Below are 16,496 nucleotides of genomic sequence, written 5' to 3' on the forward strand. Positions count from 1 at the left end.
TCCTGGTTCGTCACCAGCAAGCTAGGTCGGCTATATTACTCTTAATCTCTTAAAAGTCAACAGGTAATTTCGATATTTTTAAAACTTATTCTCAAAACCAACTTATCATCAAATTCATCACTTAAAGTAACCAACTCAATTCCAAGTAACTGTTTTTCAACAAGTTTCTATCTGCATCACCGCCGATGGATGTGCATTATAGACCATTAAACTCCCTTTGCAAGCCCTTTTTTAAAATTAGTGCAACAACAGTTCGCTTTTTAATCAAAAATGCTAAAAATATTCATTTTTTATATAAACACGGCTGTAAAAGCATCAATTTATCTAAAATTTTCTCATCTTGATTCTTCTCTTGCCATCTTAATGGGCGGCAATCGATGTATTCACAATATCCACCTTCTCCTTGAAGGCATTGGTCATTCCAACTTAACTGATAACGGAAACTTCCAATATACCCTGCAGCTAATCCAAATTTGTAATCACCACGACTTTCAGCATAGAGCTCAAAAATAACTTTTCCATTTTTTTTACATTGCCAAGAGAATTCTCGAGGTAAATACATTTCTCGTCCATGAGGTGTTACAACTTTTGGATAAACCCGATGAATATGGAAATTGACATCTTCAGTAAATGTGACGGCTGGCTTTCCCAGCTCTTGAATATCTAAACGTGAAAATAGAATAATATTCCATTGATTTCTTATTTGAGAAAGTGTGACTTGCGTTGTTTCATTTAAATTAATAATTTGGCAGGTATAAAAACATAAAGATAAGAAAGGTAAATGTAAGGCCCGAGCATGTTTAAAACGTCCTAATCCATTGACTTCATATTTCTGACCTTTATATAAAATCTCTCCTTCACAATGACATAAAACAGACCAGTAATCAGATATCCCCCACTGCAATGCGGATGAATTCGAAATGTCCGAAGGCGTTTGGACAATTAAATTACAACTCATTTCAGAATCTGTTCGTGTAAGCTGAATTCTTGGAATTTGCCATTCAATAAGATCTGTTTTATCAAATTGGTAATAACTAGGAGTAAGCTGACATTGTCTTCGAATGGAATAGATTTTTAAGTGACCTAGACTGTGTAGGCTATTACTAACTAGTACTGTTGCCGTATCAATTGGTGAAGTGACAATACTGTTTGCGTTATAGCAAAGGGGAATTCTAGGCTGCCCGATTAGACTAATATAATTGAAGTAACGAAGTGGTGCCGGTAAGTTTGGAAGGATTAAGCCTTGATAGACAACTTTAAAGAAGCCTCTAGCAGGCTGATAAACAACACCCTCATTTGAGTTGAGGCTCAGTTGCTGCAATTGATTTATTGGACTCATCAACTTAGGCATACTAAACCTCGTCTAATTTATGTTTTGATAGTCTCGTTATTTTTTTTAGCTAAAAGTGTGGTAACAAAACCTGATAGAGCATAGATGATTGAAACAATCAGAATACCCATTGGGATATTATAAGTGATTGCTGCAAAAATCAGTACTACCGGCAACATAACTACAAAAGGAACACGTTTACGGTCCATTTGCTTAAATGAATAGTATTTAATATTGGAAATCATGAGTAAACCAACAACAACCATGATTACCGCATTAATAACTTGAATCGCAATATCACGTAAATCGAAGATGAACGGATAATCACGAGCCACCCATACAAGCGAAATAATGATAATTGCAGCTAATGGGCTTGCGATACCAATAAAATAGCGTTTATCAACCACTCCAATTTGAACATTAAAACGTGCCAAACGGAATGCTGCACAGGCAGTATAAACAAAACAGCATGCTAAGCCGATACGGCCTAAGTCATGGAGACTCCAGCTATACATTAGCATTGCTGGTGCGACACCAAATGCTAATAAATCAGATAAAGAGTCATATTGCTCACCAAAAGCACTTTGAGCGCCAATAGCTCGAGCAACACGTCCATCTAACCCATCAAACAAAGCGGCAAGGAAAATGGCATAAATTGCTTGCGTAAATTCACCATTCATACTTGCAATAATGGAATAGAAACCAGACAACAAAGCGGCTGTCGTAATTAAGTTAGGCCAAAGATAAATACCTCGGCGCTTCACTTTTTGTCCTTCCGGATTATCTTCTTCTTCAACCACTTCGAACGTAATCCCATCAAATGAATGTTCATTATGAGTTAAATCTTGCTCTGGTTTAGGCGCATTTGTCATTATTTTCTATTCCAAACATGTGCATTGATTTAAGTTAACTGTTACTCACCCACTAACCAGCGAACAGCAGCATGTCCACCCGTTTCTTGCATACGTAAGTGCGGAAATAACCACTGTAAAGCTTGGTCAGCTTGTTCAGAGAACTGCCATGGTGGGTTAATCACTAATAAACCACAACCATTTAAACCTACAGGTGTGTCATCTGGCCATACACAAATTTCACAAACTAATTGACGGCGAATTCCGGTTTTAAACATTTTCTTTTCAAAACGTTCAATCATTGCGCGGTCTTTAATTGGATACCAAACTGCAAAAACACCTGTCGGCCATTTCTTATGAGCTTGTTGTAACAGTTCAACTAATTGCGGAAAGTCTTTACGCTCTAATTCGTAAGGCGGGTCAATCATAACCAGACCGCGCTTTTCTTTTGGCGGAATTACACCGAGCAAGCCTTCATATGCATCACGCTCATGTAAACCTGCACGTTTATCGCGAATGTTATGACGTAATTGCTGAAAAACATCACGCTGCATTTCAAATATAGTCGCTTTGTCAATTTCACGCATACCTTGTAAAGCAAACCAAGGAGAACCAGGATAGCTTCCCTTACCTTCTTGATTACGTAATTCTTCTACAAGTTTTAAGTATTGCTGGATTGCTTCAGGAGCTTGACGCTTTTCCATTTCAGAAAGCTGTACAAGACGATGAATACCCGTTAGGAATTCTCCTGACTTTTGTGCAGGTGCTTGAGATAGATCATATTTTCCAGCCCCTCCATGCGTATCGATATAGCGATAAGGTTTATCTTTAGCATTTAAACGGTTGAGAAGCTGTAGCAAAAGCACATGCTTCATAACATCTGCAAAGTTGCCCGCATGGAAATGGTGACGGTAATTCATGTTGACTTTAATTCCTCAATTCAACGAATAGTTTAACATGAAAAAAATATTCTTTCGTAAGGTTGTGATCATCTAAAATAAGGCTGCTTGATTTTCTTACGATCGATATGAGGTTATATGCACTCTCAACCACTTCCTGACAGTTGGAATCTGGATCAGATTCTAGATGACTTAAATGCACATGGTTTTGCAATTGTGAATCATGCCTATTCTAGTGAATATCATACTCAAGTTGCCAAAGAGTGTAGTCATCACTTTGATGAGTTTCGTGAAGCTGGTATCCAAAATGGAGTAGTGAGTACCATTCGAAGCGATCATATTTTATGGATTAATGAATCACTTCCTGTTGCTGAACAACACGTAGAAACTTTAACTTCATTTTGCCAATATCTAAATCAAGCTTTCTTTTTAGGAATTAAAGAGGTTGAGGCGCATTTTGCCTGTTATAACGCAGGTGAATTTTATGCATTACATCGAGATAACCCTCAACAAAAAAATGATCGTATTATTTCTACTGTTTATTATTTACATCCTGAATGGCAGGATGATTGGGGGGGACAACTACGCTTGCAGGACAAGAATGATATTTGGCACATTATTACACCAGAACCTAATCGCCTAGTTATATTCCAGAGTGATTTGCTTCATGAAGTTTTAGTTTCTAAACAGCAGCGTCTATCAATTACAGCTTGGCTTCGTAGTGGAAACTCGATTTGGGTTTAGAAGAATGCTCTTTAAATTTCTTAAATAAACCCGATATAAGAGCTATTGATTAAAAAGGGCGAAGGCGTATGTCTATTGAAACAAAAATGATTGTAAGCAGAATTGGTGAAACAGACCAACTCTATTTAACTGAGAATACGCCCGAACTTGCTTTGGAACGTGCAGATTTACGTATGCAGCTCGTTGTTCTAAGCCGTGTTCGCCAAGAGCAAATTCATTTTTTGCAAGAAGCTATTGTTTTGCTTGAACAAGCTCGTATGGAATACGATGAAATGCCAATGAGTTTGTATTTGAATTTATCTCTTCATTTAGCTAAAGCGTATATGATTTATTTTGAATTAAATAAAGAAAAACGCTTTGCGCTCATTGCACAGCAAATTTTAAAGCCCTTAGCTCACCATCACCATAGCGATATATATTTCTTCTTGGCTTATGCTTCAGCAGCGCAGGAAAAACCTGCTCTTACTCGTCATTGGCTTACAAAATATTTATCAACTGCCCAATGTGATCTTGAGTTAGTTCATGAGCATCCGGTATTTCATCCGGTACGGCATGAGCCATGGTACAAAGATTTATTAAAACCCAAAATTCACTAAAGGGAAATTGTAAAAGGCCTGTTATTTATAAACAGGCCTTTTATTTTGTTATTTTTTAACACTATCTTCGTGTAATTGCTCATTGAGCTCATCAATGACGACAATCCATTCATCATCTTTTTCCCAATGGCTTTTCAGGAAATCACTTTGGCCTTGTGACCAAAAAGGTGCTTCATGTAACTTCTGTTCAGCAGGTAACTGATGCGTTTTGATAAAATTTTCAATACTCGCGTCATCAGCATCTAAACCCAATTGCTCAAATAAAAGTTGTAATGTCGGTTGCTGTTCAAACATTGTTATTCTCCCATGGCTTCTTTTCAATAATCTAGCAACAATAGATGTTAGTTGCATATCTATGTCTATATTTTCTTGTTGTTTTTTGTGTGTTCTTATTAAATCTCAAATATAAAAAAGCACCCTACAAGAGAGTGCTTTCCAATTCATTTAATTAATGAATTATTTTAACATGTCAGCAATTGCTGCACGTTCTTCTTCAAGCTCGTTTAGAGTGAAGTTGATACGCTCACGGCTGAATTCATCGATTTCTAAACCTTGAACGATTTTGTATTCACCGTTTTCAGTTGTTACAGGGAAACCGAACATAACGCCTTCAGGAATACCATAAGAACCATCAGATGGAATACCCATAGTTACCCACTTGCCATTTGTACCAAGTGCCCAATCACGCATATGGTCGATTGCAGCATTAGCAGCAGAAGCAGCAGAAGACAAACCACGCGCTTCGATAATCGCAGCACCACGTTTACCAACAGTTGGAAGGAATACGTCTTTGTTCCAAGCTGGATCGTTGATCTTGTCTTTTAAGCTTTCGCCATTTGCAGTTGCAAAACGGTAGTCAGCATACATAGTTGGAGAGTGGTTACCCCAAACTGTTAATTTTTCGATGTCAGCAACTGCAACACCAGCTTTTTGAGCAACTTGAGTCAGTGCACGGTTGTGGTCAAGACGTAACATTGCTGTGAAGTTTTTCGCTGGAAGATCTGGAGCAGATTTCATTGCGATGTAAGCGTTTGTATTTGCAGGGTTACCTACAACTAATACTTTAACGTCACGGCTAGCAACTTCGTTTAATGCTTGACCTTGGCCAATGAAGATTTCACCGTTAACTTTTAACAAGTCAGCACGTTCCATACCAGGACCACGTGGGCGAGAACCAACTAATAATGCATAGTCAGCATCTTTAAATGCAACTTTAGGATCATCAGTCCCGATCATGCCAGCCAATAAAGGGAAAGCACAGTCATCAAGTTCCATCATTACGCCTTTAAGCGCTTGTTGTGCTTTTTCAACTGGAACTTCAAGCAATTGTAAAATAACTGGTTGATCTTTACCTAGCATTTCACCGCTTGCGATACGGAATAATAAGCTGTAACCAATTTGACCTGCAGCGCCAGTCACGGCAACACGAACGGGTTGCTTCATGTAATTGTCTCCAATGAGTGTCCTTAATCGGGCTAAATAGCGATTCTATCTAACCAAATCATCATAAACGGCAAAGATTGTACTCTAAAGAAGTTGCAGATGCATGTAAAAGCGACTCATTTTCACCAAAAGTCTGATAGAAAATACAAATTAATCTTTACAAATAGATTCAATGTATGGTGAGCATTTTTTGAGGAAATGGTAGCTACTCTTAATAGCTACCTTTAATTGTAATTTCGCTTGGGCAATTAGAGACCACATGATTTGAACATTGCTTATATTGGCCATTTACTGTGTAGCAGACTTTAACTTCTGTAAGCACAACATCTGAGCGCGAAAGTTGGCAAGAAAAACGAATGCCATTTTGTGGCAAACTCGGGTTAAGCTTTGTAAATTGTTGACGTAATGTAGATTGTTGCATTTCTACGTTACTAGAACTGGTTAAATTAGCAGGTATTTTTAATCGTTCAGCGAAGTTAATAATTGTACGGAAATACTGACTCGCGTTCATAGGCACACAACCACCTACACTCTTCCAAAGCTGTACACGAGCATTATTGTCTGGCATCACTCGAGCAACGACTTTAGCTTGCAGTGGTGAAAGTGTGGCAGAACTTTCAGTTGAACAGTCCGTTCTTGTGGTTTCAGGCATTAAACCTGTAATGGTAAGTGAATATCCTTCCAGACATTTACGCTGCTTCTGTTTAGAAGGATCTAGCGAACAGACAGCAGGCGTCATCTGTACATGCATGACATAACCTTGCACGTTTACAGGTTCCGCATGTAAAACAGAACTCATCAATCCAATGCTTGCACAGATGAGCCACCATGCAAGTTGCGATATTGGATGAAGTCCTAGATATCTATATTTCATTTAATTAAAACTTGGTTATGCCAATTAAAAGAATGTTCCATCATTCATCATCTAAAATTAAGGTGATGATCGCATTGGAATGACTTTCATACGCTGTATCAGCGACTGAGCGCCTTGCCCCAATACCACTCCATAATGTGTCGCATTTGTCATGACATGCTTGACATAATCTCTGGTCTCAAGCAATGGAATGGTTTCTGTATATTGATCAGCTTCAATCGGTTGGTAATCGGGTTGCCAACGTCTTGCACGATTCGGGCCAGCATTATAACCTGCCGTTGCTAAAACTGGGTTATTGCTTAACTGTCCTTGAATCATTGATAAATAAAATGTTCCATAACGAATATTGGTATTCATTTCACTTAACGCCGCCGGATTATATGTCTCCCCCATCTGACGAGCAATCAACTTTGCTGTATCAGGCATAATTTGCATAAGACCACCAGCTCCTACATGAGAACGCGCCGAGGTAACAAACCGACTTTCTTGACGCATTAAACCATAAGCCCACGCAGGATCAATTCCAGCATTGTAACTATGGCTTACGACATTGGTCTTATGCGGGGTTACATAACGGTAGGTATCGTTATGTTTATTCGTTGTACGGTCTGCTGCGTAAATTGCACGGTCATACCACCCCATATCGTGAGCACGTTTCGCAGCAGCTAATAATAATCCATCGTCATGCTGTAGATATGCCTGACGAACTGCCCAATTCCACTCGCGGTTGGTATACGTTGGATTTGCATTAATACGTCTTAAAGTAAATGCACGGTTAAAATGAATATTTTGATCCAAACGGCGTAAATCACTTGCAGACGGTTCATCACTATAAGGTTGATGGTTATAGCGTACACCTAAGCGGTCTTTTGCAAGAAGATTGTGATAATCATCGCCACTTTCAGCTAATTTTTTATAAATACGTTGTGCCGTATTTTTAGAATTACTATCGCCACGTTGTTCTGTTGCACGAGCTAACCAATATTGCCAGCGATCTTCTTGTTTCTGTGAAACCGTCATACTATCAATCGCACGAATTAAGCTTTCCCAGGCGCTAAAGCGAATTGCTTGTCGTGCATAAATTTCAGCTTCTTCAGGACTTAGCGGATAACCATAGCTTGCATCGAAGTATTGAAGAACTTCACGGTTAAAGTTGTTTTTCATCACCGTGGTGCCACCGATATAGGCTACGGTGCGATAGAGATACTTTTGTACGCTCTCTGGAGTACCTTGCGCTACACGTTGCACATTTGCAAAAGCATTGCTTAAATCATTATTTGCTAGACGTCCTAATGCAAAAATCAAATAGGCATAATCAACATCATTAGTTTTTGGGGCGGTCCATAAATAATTAAGAGGATTCGCCTGAATTTGGTTAAGCTGAGCCAAAGACAAATTCATACCCAAAGTCTGTGCTGTAGCAAGCGCCTGTCCCGACAGGCCTGAACGTAGCTGCACCCAAAGGCGTTGCTGTTTATCTTGTGTACTCATTAATGGACTAGAAAGCATCATACGGCCTAGTCCAACACATGACTCTGGTTGTGATTCTGTTGCTAACCAGACATCTTTATATTCTGCAAATACTAATGCATCGCCACTTTTCGCTCTCACCTGTGCTAAAGCACAATTTTCGGCTGGATCCGGGTTAGACACGTAAGATAAAAGTGGTTGTGCAGATACAAAATCAGCTTGTTTAACTTTTTCTTCAACATAATCTGCTGCAAGTTTCTCTGCCATAGCAGATTGAGGATAGCGCTGGGCAAAACTTACAATTGACGTTGGGGATTGAAAGCCTAAATTACTGTTTAATTTCCAATATTCAGGGTAATAACCCAATACATCATTTTGCATTGCTGCCTGATATTGATCTAACAAGGCGGTATTACCACTATTTGCGGCATTTAATGCATCGTTAAATTGCTCTTCTGCTGCATAAGACAATGAACAACCAAGTAAACACACAGCTCCTAACCAGCTACGATGTGCATATTTATTTTTCATCACACGACTCTTGTTTGATGAGCTCTTTTTACCTGGTCTCATAAATGCGCTAAACCCTGACTATCCACCTTTAGGCATAGTTTAATTATTCTTCGTGCATTCTTTTGTTGTGTTATGTAACTATCTGATTCGACATCATTAAAATTTATGTCATTTGTCTCCATAAATCATGTGCAGCTTATGGCATTTTATTGTTATCTGTCCGGCACAAATACTGCTATAATGATTGGTTTGACCCGTTTTGGGTCATTTTATTATTTATCTAGATCGATCTGTTAGGAGCCTACATGACGGTTCAAACCTTCATTCCCAATGGTGCCAAAGCTGCCTCAGAAAACACTGTTACCCAGCCAACGCACACCACTGACGTTTCAATAAAGAAATTATATATTGAAACTCAAGGGTGTCAGATGAATGAGTATGACAGTCACCGTATGGCAGACCTTTTAGGGGATTCTCATGGTTATGTTTTAACAACTAACCCTAATGAAGCAGACATTCTGCTCATGAATACGTGTTCTATCCGTGAAAAAGCACAAGAAAAAGTATTTAGTGAGTTAGGCCGTTGGCGCAAACTAAAAGAGCAAAATCCTGACCTTGTGATTGGTGTAGGTGGTTGTGTTGCATCTCAAGAAGGTGACAACATTCAAAAGCGTGCGCCGTATGTCGATATGATTTTTGGCCCACAAACCTTACACCGTTTACCACAAATGCTTGACCAACATCATGCACAAGTGGAAAAGCCGAAAAAAGAAAAAATTAAGCTCGTTGATATTTCATTCCCTGATATTGAAAAGTTCGACTTTTTACCTGAACCACGCGTAGAAGGTTTCAAAGCATTCGTTTCTATTATGGAAGGTTGCTCTAAATACTGCTCTTTCTGTGTGGTTCCATATACTCGTGGTGAAGAGGTTTCTCGACCACTTGATGATGTACTTGCAGAAATCGCAGGTCTTGCTGAGAAAGGTGTTCGTGAAATCAGCTTACTTGGTCAAAATGTAAACGGATATCGCGGTGAAACATTCGAAGGTGGCATTTGTACCTTCCCTGAATTGTTACGACTCGTTGCAGAAATTCCGGGTATTGGCCGTTTACGCTATACAACTTCGCACCCACTTGAGTTCTCTGATGAACTTATCCAGTGTTATGAAGATTTGCCTCAAATGGTTTCACACTTACATTTGCCTGTACAAAGTGGATCTAACGATGTACTTAAAGCAATGAAGCGAAATCACACTATTGATGTATACATCGATAAGATTGCCAAGTTACGTAAAATACGCCCTGACATGCATTTATCAAGCGATTTTATTATTGGTTTCCCAGGTGAAACTGATGAAAACTTTGCAGAAACATTACAATTTATCAAAGATTTAGACTTTGACCACTCTTATAGCTTTGTTTACTCAAAACGTCCTGGTACACCGGCATCTGACTTACCAGATACAACTCCTGAACACGTTAAAAAAGAACGTTTAGCACAAGTTCAACAAGTCATTAAGCAATCAAGTATCGAGAAAACTGATGCAATGCTTGGCAAAATTGAACGTGTACTGATTGAGAAAGTATCTGATCAAGACCCTAATATTTTAGTAGGTACAGCAGACAACACTCGTTTAGTGACTTTTGTAGGCGACGCTTCTTGGATTGGTCGTTTTGCAGAGATCGAGATTACTGAAATTAAAACTTTAAATTTAGTTTACGGTGAACTCTTGAATCTTGAGCCTGACGTGGCGTAATGTAGAGGTATTCTAAAGTCTACTGAAAGGTTTTCTCTTGACTGCAGCGATTCGACGTACCGTAACATTTCCTGAAATTTCAATGGAACGTTTAAAGAGCATCTTGGGTGCCTATAATGGGCACCTTAAGCAAATCGAACAGCGTTTAGATGTCAAAATTACTCATCGTGGAGATGTTTTTCATATCGATGGTGAGATAGATGCTGTTGGGAGAGCCGAAGCGTTATTGCAACGACTCTACGAAGAAACTGAGGAGTCCCAGCAAATCAGTGCCGATCTGTTACATCTCTTGATTCAATCTTCACAAACTGAACGTAATTTCGAGTTAGTCGGTGAAGAGATGGAAGAACATGATGCGCCAATGGATGTCTACTTTCAGACTCGAAAAGGTCGTATTAATCCACGTGGTGCCAATCAAAAACGCTATGTACAACGTATTTTGCAAAGCGATATTTCTTTTGGTGTAGGTCCTGCTGGTACAGGTAAAACTTATTTAGCAGTTGCCGCCGCAGTAGATATGTTAGAGCGTAATGAAATCCAGCGGATTTTACTTGTCCGCCCTGCCGTAGAAGCAGGAGAAAAGCTTGGTTTCTTACCGGGTGATTTAACCCAAAAGATCGACCCGTATTTACGCCCTCTTTACGATGCCCTCTACGAAATGCTGGGCTTTGAAAAAGTCGCCAAGTTAATCGAACGTCAAGTGATTGAAGTTGCGCCTCTTGCTTATATGCGTGGTCGTACGCTTAACCATTCGTTTGTGATTTTGGATGAAGCGCAAAACACTACACCGGAACAAATGAAAATGTTCTTGACGCGTTTAGGTTTTGGCTCTCGTGCAGTGATTACAGGTGACATTACCCAAGTAGATTTACCTCGAGGCCAACAATCTGGTTTGGCGCACGCGCTACGTGTACTTGAGAATATTAAAGAAATTCATATTACCCGTTTCCATTCTCGCGACGTTGTACGCCATCAACTTGTTCAAAAAATTGTTGAAGCGTATGAAGGTTGGGATGGTGAACAACAGCGTCTTAATGCTGAAGCACGTGCTGAACGTAAAGCACGTCAAGAAGCATTAGTCGTTGAAAACGATACAGCAGCAGACTTGCAACATCAGGATGCCTAGGGTCTGTTGAATATTCAAAATTGGATTGCGTTGTCGGCTAAAATTGAGCAGACAAGGCATGAAATGATGGGAATGGTAAACCCCTTTCCAAGTTTCATAACGTAGTCTGAGATAATTTTAGCCACAACCCTTCGGGACAAGAGTGTTTTTTGTTGCTACATCGTTGTGAACTATTCATTTAGAATAACTAAATTTCATAGTCCACGCCTTCTATCATCTAAAAACACTCGATGTCGCAACCATCTGTGAATGTTTAACAGACCCTAAGGATTCACTTTGAAAATCAGTTTAAGTTTACAACAAGACTTTCAATCACCTGAGTTAGAGCTCAAACGAGCTCAACTCAAAAAAATTATTGAAACAACTTTACGCCACGTTGGCTACAAAGAAGATTGTGAAATTGGTGTTGCATGTGTTGATTTGGAAGAAAGCCATCAACTTAACTTGCAATATCGCGAGAAAGATAAACCCACTAATGTTCTCTCATTTCCAAGCGATATTCCTGAAGAAGTCCTACCTATGCTTGATGCATTACCGTTGGGCGATTTAGTGATTTGTATCCCTGTGGTATTACAAGAAGCTTTAGAACAGAAGAAAACTTCACAAAATCATTTTGCCCATCTTTTAGTACATGGAGTACTACATTTACTGGGTTATGACCATGAAACCAGTGATGAAGATGCAGAAGAAATGGAAGGCTTAGAGATCGAAATTTTAGCTAAACTCAATATTGCCAATCCGTATCAGGAATAATCAATTTCTCTAAAACTATTAAACGCGTAATTAGCCTCTTAATTTATTTTTAAAATGTGGATATCCTGAAAGTTATCCACATTTTTTCATTAATGAACCTCAAATTCAGCTTCAGCTGGATCAAAACGCCAAGTACGAATAATACGAAGCTCCGAAATATCTTTCATATTTGCATCAAAACGGCCAAACGGCGCTCCCCGACGTACTGATGCCTTTGCTGCCTCATCTAAAATTGGATGTCCTGAACTTTCAAGTAAACGAATTGCACGGATTCCCCCTTGAGCATTCAAAATCACCATAAGGCGAACTTCACCTTTTAATTGTTGTTGTTTAGCTTCTTCTGGATAATAGCGATTACCATAAAGTTCTACTTTTTCACGGAATTTATCTAAATAAGCTGCTGAGGCATCTTTCTTGGCTTGAATACCATCGACTGTTTTTATTTTCTGTTGGCGACTGAAATCTTGCTGACGTTGCAAATATTGAGCTTCAAGGCTTGCGACCATTGCAGCTTTGGCCTGGAACTGGCTTTGTAACTGTTCAAGTGCTTTTTTCCTTTGGCTCTCCTCTGCTTGCTTCTGCCAACTCAACACAGTCATGAGTACTTTTTCTTCAAACTTAAGTTCTCTTTGTTGCTGTACTTTTTCTAAACTTTCTAACTGAGCTTCTCCAGTTGAAGCATCAGTCGGCATAGGTGTTGGGGAGTTACTAGACATCCGATGGGCTGCTCGAAATGCTCCTGAACCTTGCTGGTCTGCTTGAGCTAAAAAATCTGCATGCTTAACCACATCTTCAGTAGGACGAACAGATATCGCAATTTCTTTAGTTGATTGTTCTGATGGTGCAGGCATCGCAAAATGGATGAGCAGCACAAAAGTATGCAGTAAGATTGCAAGTATTATTGCGACAATAAAGACTCGGTCTTGCCACCAATAATGAAAAGGCTCTATAGAAAGACTTCTTTTTTTCAACATAATCTTAAAAGCATATAAATGCCTTTTCCCCACGGTATCAATACCGAACAAAATACAAACTGATATTCAAATATGGATAAAAATGTGATTCACTTCAAATATGAGCTTTTATCCATTTTCATTTTGTGAAAATGTATCAATTAAATTTGTTACACTGCAATATCAAAACCTGTTTTTTATCATAATAAAGATTGTGTTGATTCTTTAGTAAATCATCATCTGGAAGTTCTTTTATGCAAACGCTATTTTCCTCATTAGTCAAACGTCTTCATAAAGTCTACCGAAAAGCTGAAGCCTTCATTGAGGAAGAAAGAGATTTTACATTATCGCAAACTTTTCTAAATGCGACCTTAGAACGTTACGTAACGAATAATGTCGAGTTTTTAGATGATTTACATGCTGACCTTTATCATGATTGGTTAAGGCTCTATGCCACAATGCATGTCAAAGGTTTAGAAACGACTTTATCTGTCGATTTAAAATTGATTCAGATGGAGTTTAATAAAGAACAGCAACTTATTGTTTTTGAGCAAATTAGTAACACGCAAATTGTAGAAGCTAAATATAAAAATTTCTGGCAAAAAATTGCTGTAAAAGCAGCTATTTTTTACTATCAAAAAATTCTAAAAAAAGACCCATTGGGTATGATTTTGGAGCGTTTTAACGTCGCCCAAGAAAAAGATGATCTTATCTTCCTAGACCTGAACCGTTGGTTTGGTAAAAAAGCCAGCATTATTGAAACATTGGGCAAAGTTCATATTAACTATGCACGGGTTCGTGAAGCAGAATTGGTCGTCTTTGGTAATGTTAATCTCGCCGCCTTACTTTTCCGAGATCAAGATGATGACTTTGAGGATGATCTGGAAGACACTGAAATTACGCCAATACAGCAAAAAGATGCATAACAACTGTATGAGCTAAAGAAATTTATTGTTAAAAAACACAAAGAGATTACATATTTAGCATAAATCCTGATTTTTTCTCCATGATCAGCAGGCATAATATGCAAAAGTCATAGATGCATCAGCACTGACCTTTCAGTCTGTACAAGGATATTTACTTATGGCAACAAAATTTCTGAAATCATTCAGCATCGCAACTGGTATTTCGACAACTTTGCTTATTGCAAGTTTCTCTAGCCATGCACTTGCCATGAGCCCATTTCAGGCAAATTATCAGTTTACCTATAATAATAAAGGCATGGGTTCAGCAACACGCGCACTTAGTCAACAAGGCAATAACTGGACTTATCTATTCACTGCAAAAGCTGGTGGAATCGCTTCTGCGAGCGAAACAAGTAAATTTAGTTTTGCTAATGGCAAAATCGGTTCACAAAGCTTTAGTCGTACCAGTAAAATTTTAATTCATAACAACACTATGAATATTAATTTTAACCCTGGTAATAAGACAATTAGCACAAAGAAAGATGATAAAGCACGCTCATTTGCTTGGCAGCCTGGCGTACTTGACGAACTAAATGCTGAATTACAAGTTCGTGAAGATTTAAAAAATGGTTCACTTAAATCTTCTTACCCTCTTGCAGATGCAAAAGAAGTTGAAAACCGCCGTTTTGTAAAACAAGGCAACGAAAAAGTTAAAACCTCTTATGGCACCTTTGACACTGTAAAAGTGGTCTTAGAGCATGGCAGACCAGATCGCAGTACTATTTTCTGGTTAGCACCTAAATTAGACTACTTACCAGTTAAAGTAAGTCATATTGATGGCAAAACATCTTATGGTTTGTTATTAACAAGTTATAGCGGTAAAACGAATTAAAGCTTGCATTTTTTCGGATGCTTTTTAAAATACGCATTTGCTTTAAAAGCATCCGTCTAGAGGATTCTCCCGTGCACGCACTAGAACAGAAAATCTTAACAGAAGGTATCGTTCTATCTGATCAAGTGTTGAAAGTCGACGCTTTCTTAAATCACCAAATTGACCCTGTCCTCATGCAGCAGATTGGTAAAGAATTTGCTGCTCGCTTCAAAGATGCAGGGATTACCAAGATTATTACCATTGAAGCTTCAGGTATTGCGCCAGCAATCATGGCAGGTTTAGAACTTGGTGTACCTGTGATTTTTGCTCGTAAATATCAATCGCTGACTTTAAAAGACGATTTGTATCGCGCTAAAGTATTTAGTTTTACTAAACAAACAGAAAGTACGATTGCTATTTCAAACAAGCACATCAACTCAAGCGACAAAGCTTTAGTAATTGATGACTTTTTGGCAAATGGTCAAGCAGCGCTTGGTTTGATTGACTTAATTCATCAAGCAAATGCAGAAGTAGTAGGTGTGGGTATCGTGATTGAAAAATCATTCCAACCAGGCCGCGATTTATTGCTTGAAAAAGGTTACCGTGTTGAATCTTTAGCACGAGTTAAATCACTTACTGATGGCACAGTAACTTTTATTAAAGAATAAAATTATTTAAATAAAAAAGAGCGGAGTTCCGCTCTTTTTTATTTTTATAAGATTATGAGTGAAGTTTTTTTACGATTTCACCTAAGCGTTTACCTTGTGCTTCACATAAAAGCTTTTCATCTTGGCTTAAGCCTTGATCATGTCTAGGGCCACTCACATGGCTTGCACCATACGGCGTTCCACCTGTTTTTGTATTCGATAACGCAGGAATAGAATTTGGTAAACCTAAAATCATCATGCCATGATGAAACAAAGGTGGTAGCATCGTCAACAAAGTACTTTCTTGTCCACCATGCATTGAACCAGAAGAAGTAAAAACACAAGCTGGTTTATTATGTAAAGCACCATTTAACCAAAGACTTGTGGTCTGATCCCAGAAATATTTCATTTCGCTTGCCATGTTACCAAAGCGAGTTGGAGACCCAAGTGCCAAGCCTGCACAATTGGCTAAATCCTCTAAAGTGCAATAAATATCGCCTTCTTCAGGAATGCTTGGCTCAGCTTCTGTTACTACTGTTGCAATATTAGGTACTGTGCGAATTTTTACATTAATACCTGCAGCTTCAACACCATTCGCAATAAGATGCGCCATTTCTTTAGTAGAACCATATTTACTGTAATAAAGCACAAGAATGTAAGGTTGCATCGGTTTCATGAATTTTGTTAAAAAGAGCACTATACGGTATTTTTTATTTTTTTGGTGAAGCCAATTTTATGAAATTTTAGAGGTGATTGATTTTTAA

The 16,496-nt window shown here is 38.6% G+C and carries 16 protein-coding genes and 1 pseudogene; 8 read left to right on the forward strand and 9 right to left on the reverse strand.

Features of this window, described 5'->3' with window-relative positions; genetic code table 11:
- Positions 1–273: 273 nt before the first annotated feature.
- The 3 genes and pseudogenes from ACIF8R_RS14865 to ACIF8R_RS14875 all read right to left on the reverse strand — a co-directional run bounded on the left by ACIF8R_RS14865 (position 274) and on the right by ACIF8R_RS14875 (position 3,101).
- Positions 274–1,351: pseudogene (locus tag ACIF8R_RS14865) on the reverse strand (DUF6670 family protein).
- 17 nt (positions 1,352–1,368) lie between these two features.
- On the reverse strand, positions 1,369–2,202 hold the full coding sequence (gene pssA, locus ACIF8R_RS14870) for a CDP-diacylglycerol--serine O-phosphatidyltransferase (protein WP_002050746.1): 834 nt from the start codon (positions 2,200–2,202) through the stop codon (positions 1,369–1,371).
- A 41-nt stretch (positions 2,203–2,243) separates the two neighbouring features.
- Positions 2,244–3,101, reverse strand: coding sequence for a 23S rRNA (adenine(2030)-N(6))-methyltransferase RlmJ (locus tag ACIF8R_RS14875; RefSeq protein WP_263614633.1), 858 nt, complete (start codon positions 3,099–3,101; stop codon positions 2,244–2,246).
- Positions 3,102–3,218: 117 nt separating this feature from the next.
- On the opposite strand from ACIF8R_RS14875, the gene ACIF8R_RS14880 reads away from it, so the two are divergent.
- Together ACIF8R_RS14880 and ACIF8R_RS14885 are read left to right on the forward strand one after the other, a co-directional pair.
- Positions 3,219–3,824 carry a 2OG-Fe(II) oxygenase gene (locus ACIF8R_RS14880; RefSeq protein ID WP_396481616.1) on the forward strand — a complete coding sequence of 202 codons (606 nt, stop codon included), beginning with the start codon at positions 3,219–3,221 and terminating at the stop codon, positions 3,822–3,824.
- Positions 3,825–3,892: 68 nt separating this feature from the next.
- Positions 3,893–4,420, forward strand: a complete 528-nt coding sequence (locus tag ACIF8R_RS14885) for a hypothetical protein (protein WP_151740416.1) — start codon at positions 3,893–3,895, stop codon at positions 4,418–4,420.
- 48 nt (positions 4,421–4,468) lie between these two features.
- On the opposite strand, the gene ACIF8R_RS14890 is transcribed toward ACIF8R_RS14885, so the two are convergent.
- The 4 genes from ACIF8R_RS14890 to ACIF8R_RS14905 all read right to left on the reverse strand — a co-directional run bounded on the left by ACIF8R_RS14890 (position 4,469) and on the right by ACIF8R_RS14905 (position 8,738).
- Complete coding sequence (locus ACIF8R_RS14890; RefSeq protein WP_151740415.1) at positions 4,469–4,714, reverse strand: DUF2789 family protein; 246 nt, start codon at positions 4,712–4,714, stop codon at positions 4,469–4,471.
- A 162-nt stretch (positions 4,715–4,876) separates the two neighbouring features.
- Positions 4,877–5,863 (reverse strand): malate dehydrogenase, encoded by a 987-nt coding sequence (locus ACIF8R_RS14895; RefSeq protein ID WP_002050778.1) that lies wholly within the window; start codon positions 5,861–5,863, stop codon positions 4,877–4,879.
- 211 nt (positions 5,864–6,074) lie between these two features.
- Complete coding sequence (locus ACIF8R_RS14900; RefSeq protein WP_004711857.1) at positions 6,075–6,737, reverse strand: hypothetical protein; 663 nt, start codon at positions 6,735–6,737, stop codon at positions 6,075–6,077.
- 57 nt (positions 6,738–6,794) lie between these two features.
- Positions 6,795–8,738 (reverse strand): lytic transglycosylase domain-containing protein, encoded by a 1,944-nt coding sequence (locus ACIF8R_RS14905; RefSeq protein WP_107972699.1) that lies wholly within the window; start codon positions 8,736–8,738, stop codon positions 6,795–6,797.
- Positions 8,739–9,025: 287 nt separating this feature from the next.
- On the opposite strand from ACIF8R_RS14905, the gene miaB reads away from it, so the two are divergent.
- The 3 genes from miaB to ybeY all read left to right on the forward strand — a co-directional run bounded on the left by miaB (position 9,026) and on the right by ybeY (position 12,356).
- Positions 9,026–10,477, forward strand: a complete 1,452-nt coding sequence (gene miaB / locus ACIF8R_RS14910; protein WP_087607038.1) for a tRNA (N6-isopentenyl adenosine(37)-C2)-methylthiotransferase MiaB — start codon at positions 9,026–9,028, stop codon at positions 10,475–10,477.
- Positions 10,478–10,514: 37 nt separating this feature from the next.
- Positions 10,515–11,603, forward strand: coding sequence for a PhoH family protein (locus tag ACIF8R_RS14915; protein WP_396481619.1), 1,089 nt, complete (start codon positions 10,515–10,517; stop codon positions 11,601–11,603).
- A 276-nt stretch (positions 11,604–11,879) separates the two neighbouring features.
- Complete coding sequence (gene ybeY / locus ACIF8R_RS14920; protein WP_396481621.1) at positions 11,880–12,356, forward strand: rRNA maturation RNase YbeY; 477 nt, start codon at positions 11,880–11,882, stop codon at positions 12,354–12,356.
- An 89-nt stretch (positions 12,357–12,445) separates the two neighbouring features.
- Here the strand turns inward: ybeY and ACIF8R_RS14925 are convergent, their stop codons facing one another.
- The gene (locus tag ACIF8R_RS14925) at positions 12,446–13,330 is read right to left on the reverse strand and encodes an energy transducer TonB (RefSeq protein ID WP_396481623.1); all 885 of its coding nucleotides are present in this window, start codon (positions 13,328–13,330) and stop codon (positions 12,446–12,448) included.
- Between the two features lie 233 nt (positions 13,331–13,563).
- Here ACIF8R_RS14925 and ACIF8R_RS14930 point away from each other — a divergent pair, with 233 nt between their 5' ends.
- From ACIF8R_RS14930 to ACIF8R_RS14940, 3 genes are all read left to right on the forward strand, one after another.
- The gene (locus tag ACIF8R_RS14930; RefSeq protein ID WP_396481625.1) at positions 13,564–14,235 is read left to right on the forward strand and encodes a hypothetical protein; all 672 of its coding nucleotides are present in this window, start codon (positions 13,564–13,566) and stop codon (positions 14,233–14,235) included.
- 157 nt (positions 14,236–14,392) lie between these two features.
- The gene (locus ACIF8R_RS14935; protein WP_077163571.1) at positions 14,393–15,106 is read left to right on the forward strand and encodes a DUF3108 domain-containing protein; all 714 of its coding nucleotides are present in this window, start codon (positions 14,393–14,395) and stop codon (positions 15,104–15,106) included.
- Between the two features lie 71 nt (positions 15,107–15,177).
- Positions 15,178–15,753: a xanthine phosphoribosyltransferase gene (locus ACIF8R_RS14940; RefSeq protein WP_107972704.1), complete on the forward strand. Its 576-nt coding sequence runs from the start codon at positions 15,178–15,180 to the stop codon at positions 15,751–15,753.
- Positions 15,754–15,805: 52 nt separating this feature from the next.
- Here the strand turns inward: ACIF8R_RS14940 and wrbA are convergent, their stop codons facing one another.
- On the reverse strand, positions 15,806–16,399 hold the full coding sequence (gene wrbA, locus ACIF8R_RS14945; RefSeq protein WP_396464053.1) for an NAD(P)H:quinone oxidoreductase: 594 nt from the start codon (positions 16,397–16,399) through the stop codon (positions 15,806–15,808).
- Between the last annotated feature and the right edge of the window lie 97 nt (positions 16,400–16,496).

The sequence above is a fragment of the Acinetobacter sp. ABJ_C4_1 genome (assembly GCF_044538495.1).
GTDB lineage: Bacteria > Pseudomonadota > Gammaproteobacteria > Pseudomonadales > Moraxellaceae > Acinetobacter > Acinetobacter nosocomialis_A.

What these genes read in the sequence shown, in the direction of transcription:
- ACIF8R_RS14900 (WP_004711857.1), bottom strand. Translation starts at nt 6,737, where the DNA reads ATGAAATATAGATATCTAGGACTTCATCCAATATCGCAACTTGCATGG.
- ACIF8R_RS14885 (WP_151740416.1), top strand. Translation starts at nt 3,893, where the DNA reads ATGTCTATTGAAACAAAAATGATTGTAAGCAGAATTGGTGAAACAGAC.
- pssA (WP_002050746.1), bottom strand. Translation starts at nt 2,202, where the DNA reads ATGACAAATGCGCCTAAACCAGAGCAAGATTTAACTCATAATGAACAT.
- ACIF8R_RS14890 (WP_151740415.1), bottom strand. Translation starts at nt 4,714, where the DNA reads ATGTTTGAACAGCAACCGACATTACAACTTTTATTTGAGCAATTGGGT.
- ACIF8R_RS14905 (WP_107972699.1), bottom strand. Translation starts at nt 8,738, where the DNA reads ATGAAAAATAAATATGCACATCGTAGCTGGTTAGGAGCTGTGTGTTTA.
- ACIF8R_RS14930 (WP_396481625.1), top strand. Translation starts at nt 13,564, where the DNA reads ATGCAAACGCTATTTTCCTCATTAGTCAAACGTCTTCATAAAGTCTAC.
- ACIF8R_RS14875 (WP_263614633.1), bottom strand. Translation starts at nt 3,101, where the DNA reads ATGAATTACCGTCACCATTTCCATGCGGGCAACTTTGCAGATGTTATG.
- miaB (WP_087607038.1), top strand. Translation starts at nt 9,026, where the DNA reads ATGACGGTTCAAACCTTCATTCCCAATGGTGCCAAAGCTGCCTCAGAA.
- ACIF8R_RS14925 (WP_396481623.1), bottom strand. Translation starts at nt 13,330, where the DNA reads ATGTTGAAAAAAAGAAGTCTTTCTATAGAGCCTTTTCATTATTGGTGG.
- ACIF8R_RS14895 (WP_002050778.1), bottom strand. Translation starts at nt 5,863, where the DNA reads ATGAAGCAACCCGTTCGTGTTGCCGTGACTGGCGCTGCAGGTCAAATT.
- ACIF8R_RS14935 (WP_077163571.1), top strand. Translation starts at nt 14,393, where the DNA reads ATGGCAACAAAATTTCTGAAATCATTCAGCATCGCAACTGGTATTTCG.
- wrbA (WP_396464053.1), bottom strand. Translation starts at nt 16,399, where the DNA reads ATGCAACCTTACATTCTTGTGCTTTATTACAGTAAATATGGTTCTACT.
- ACIF8R_RS14880 (WP_396481616.1), top strand. Translation starts at nt 3,219, where the DNA reads ATGCACTCTCAACCACTTCCTGACAGTTGGAATCTGGATCAGATTCTA.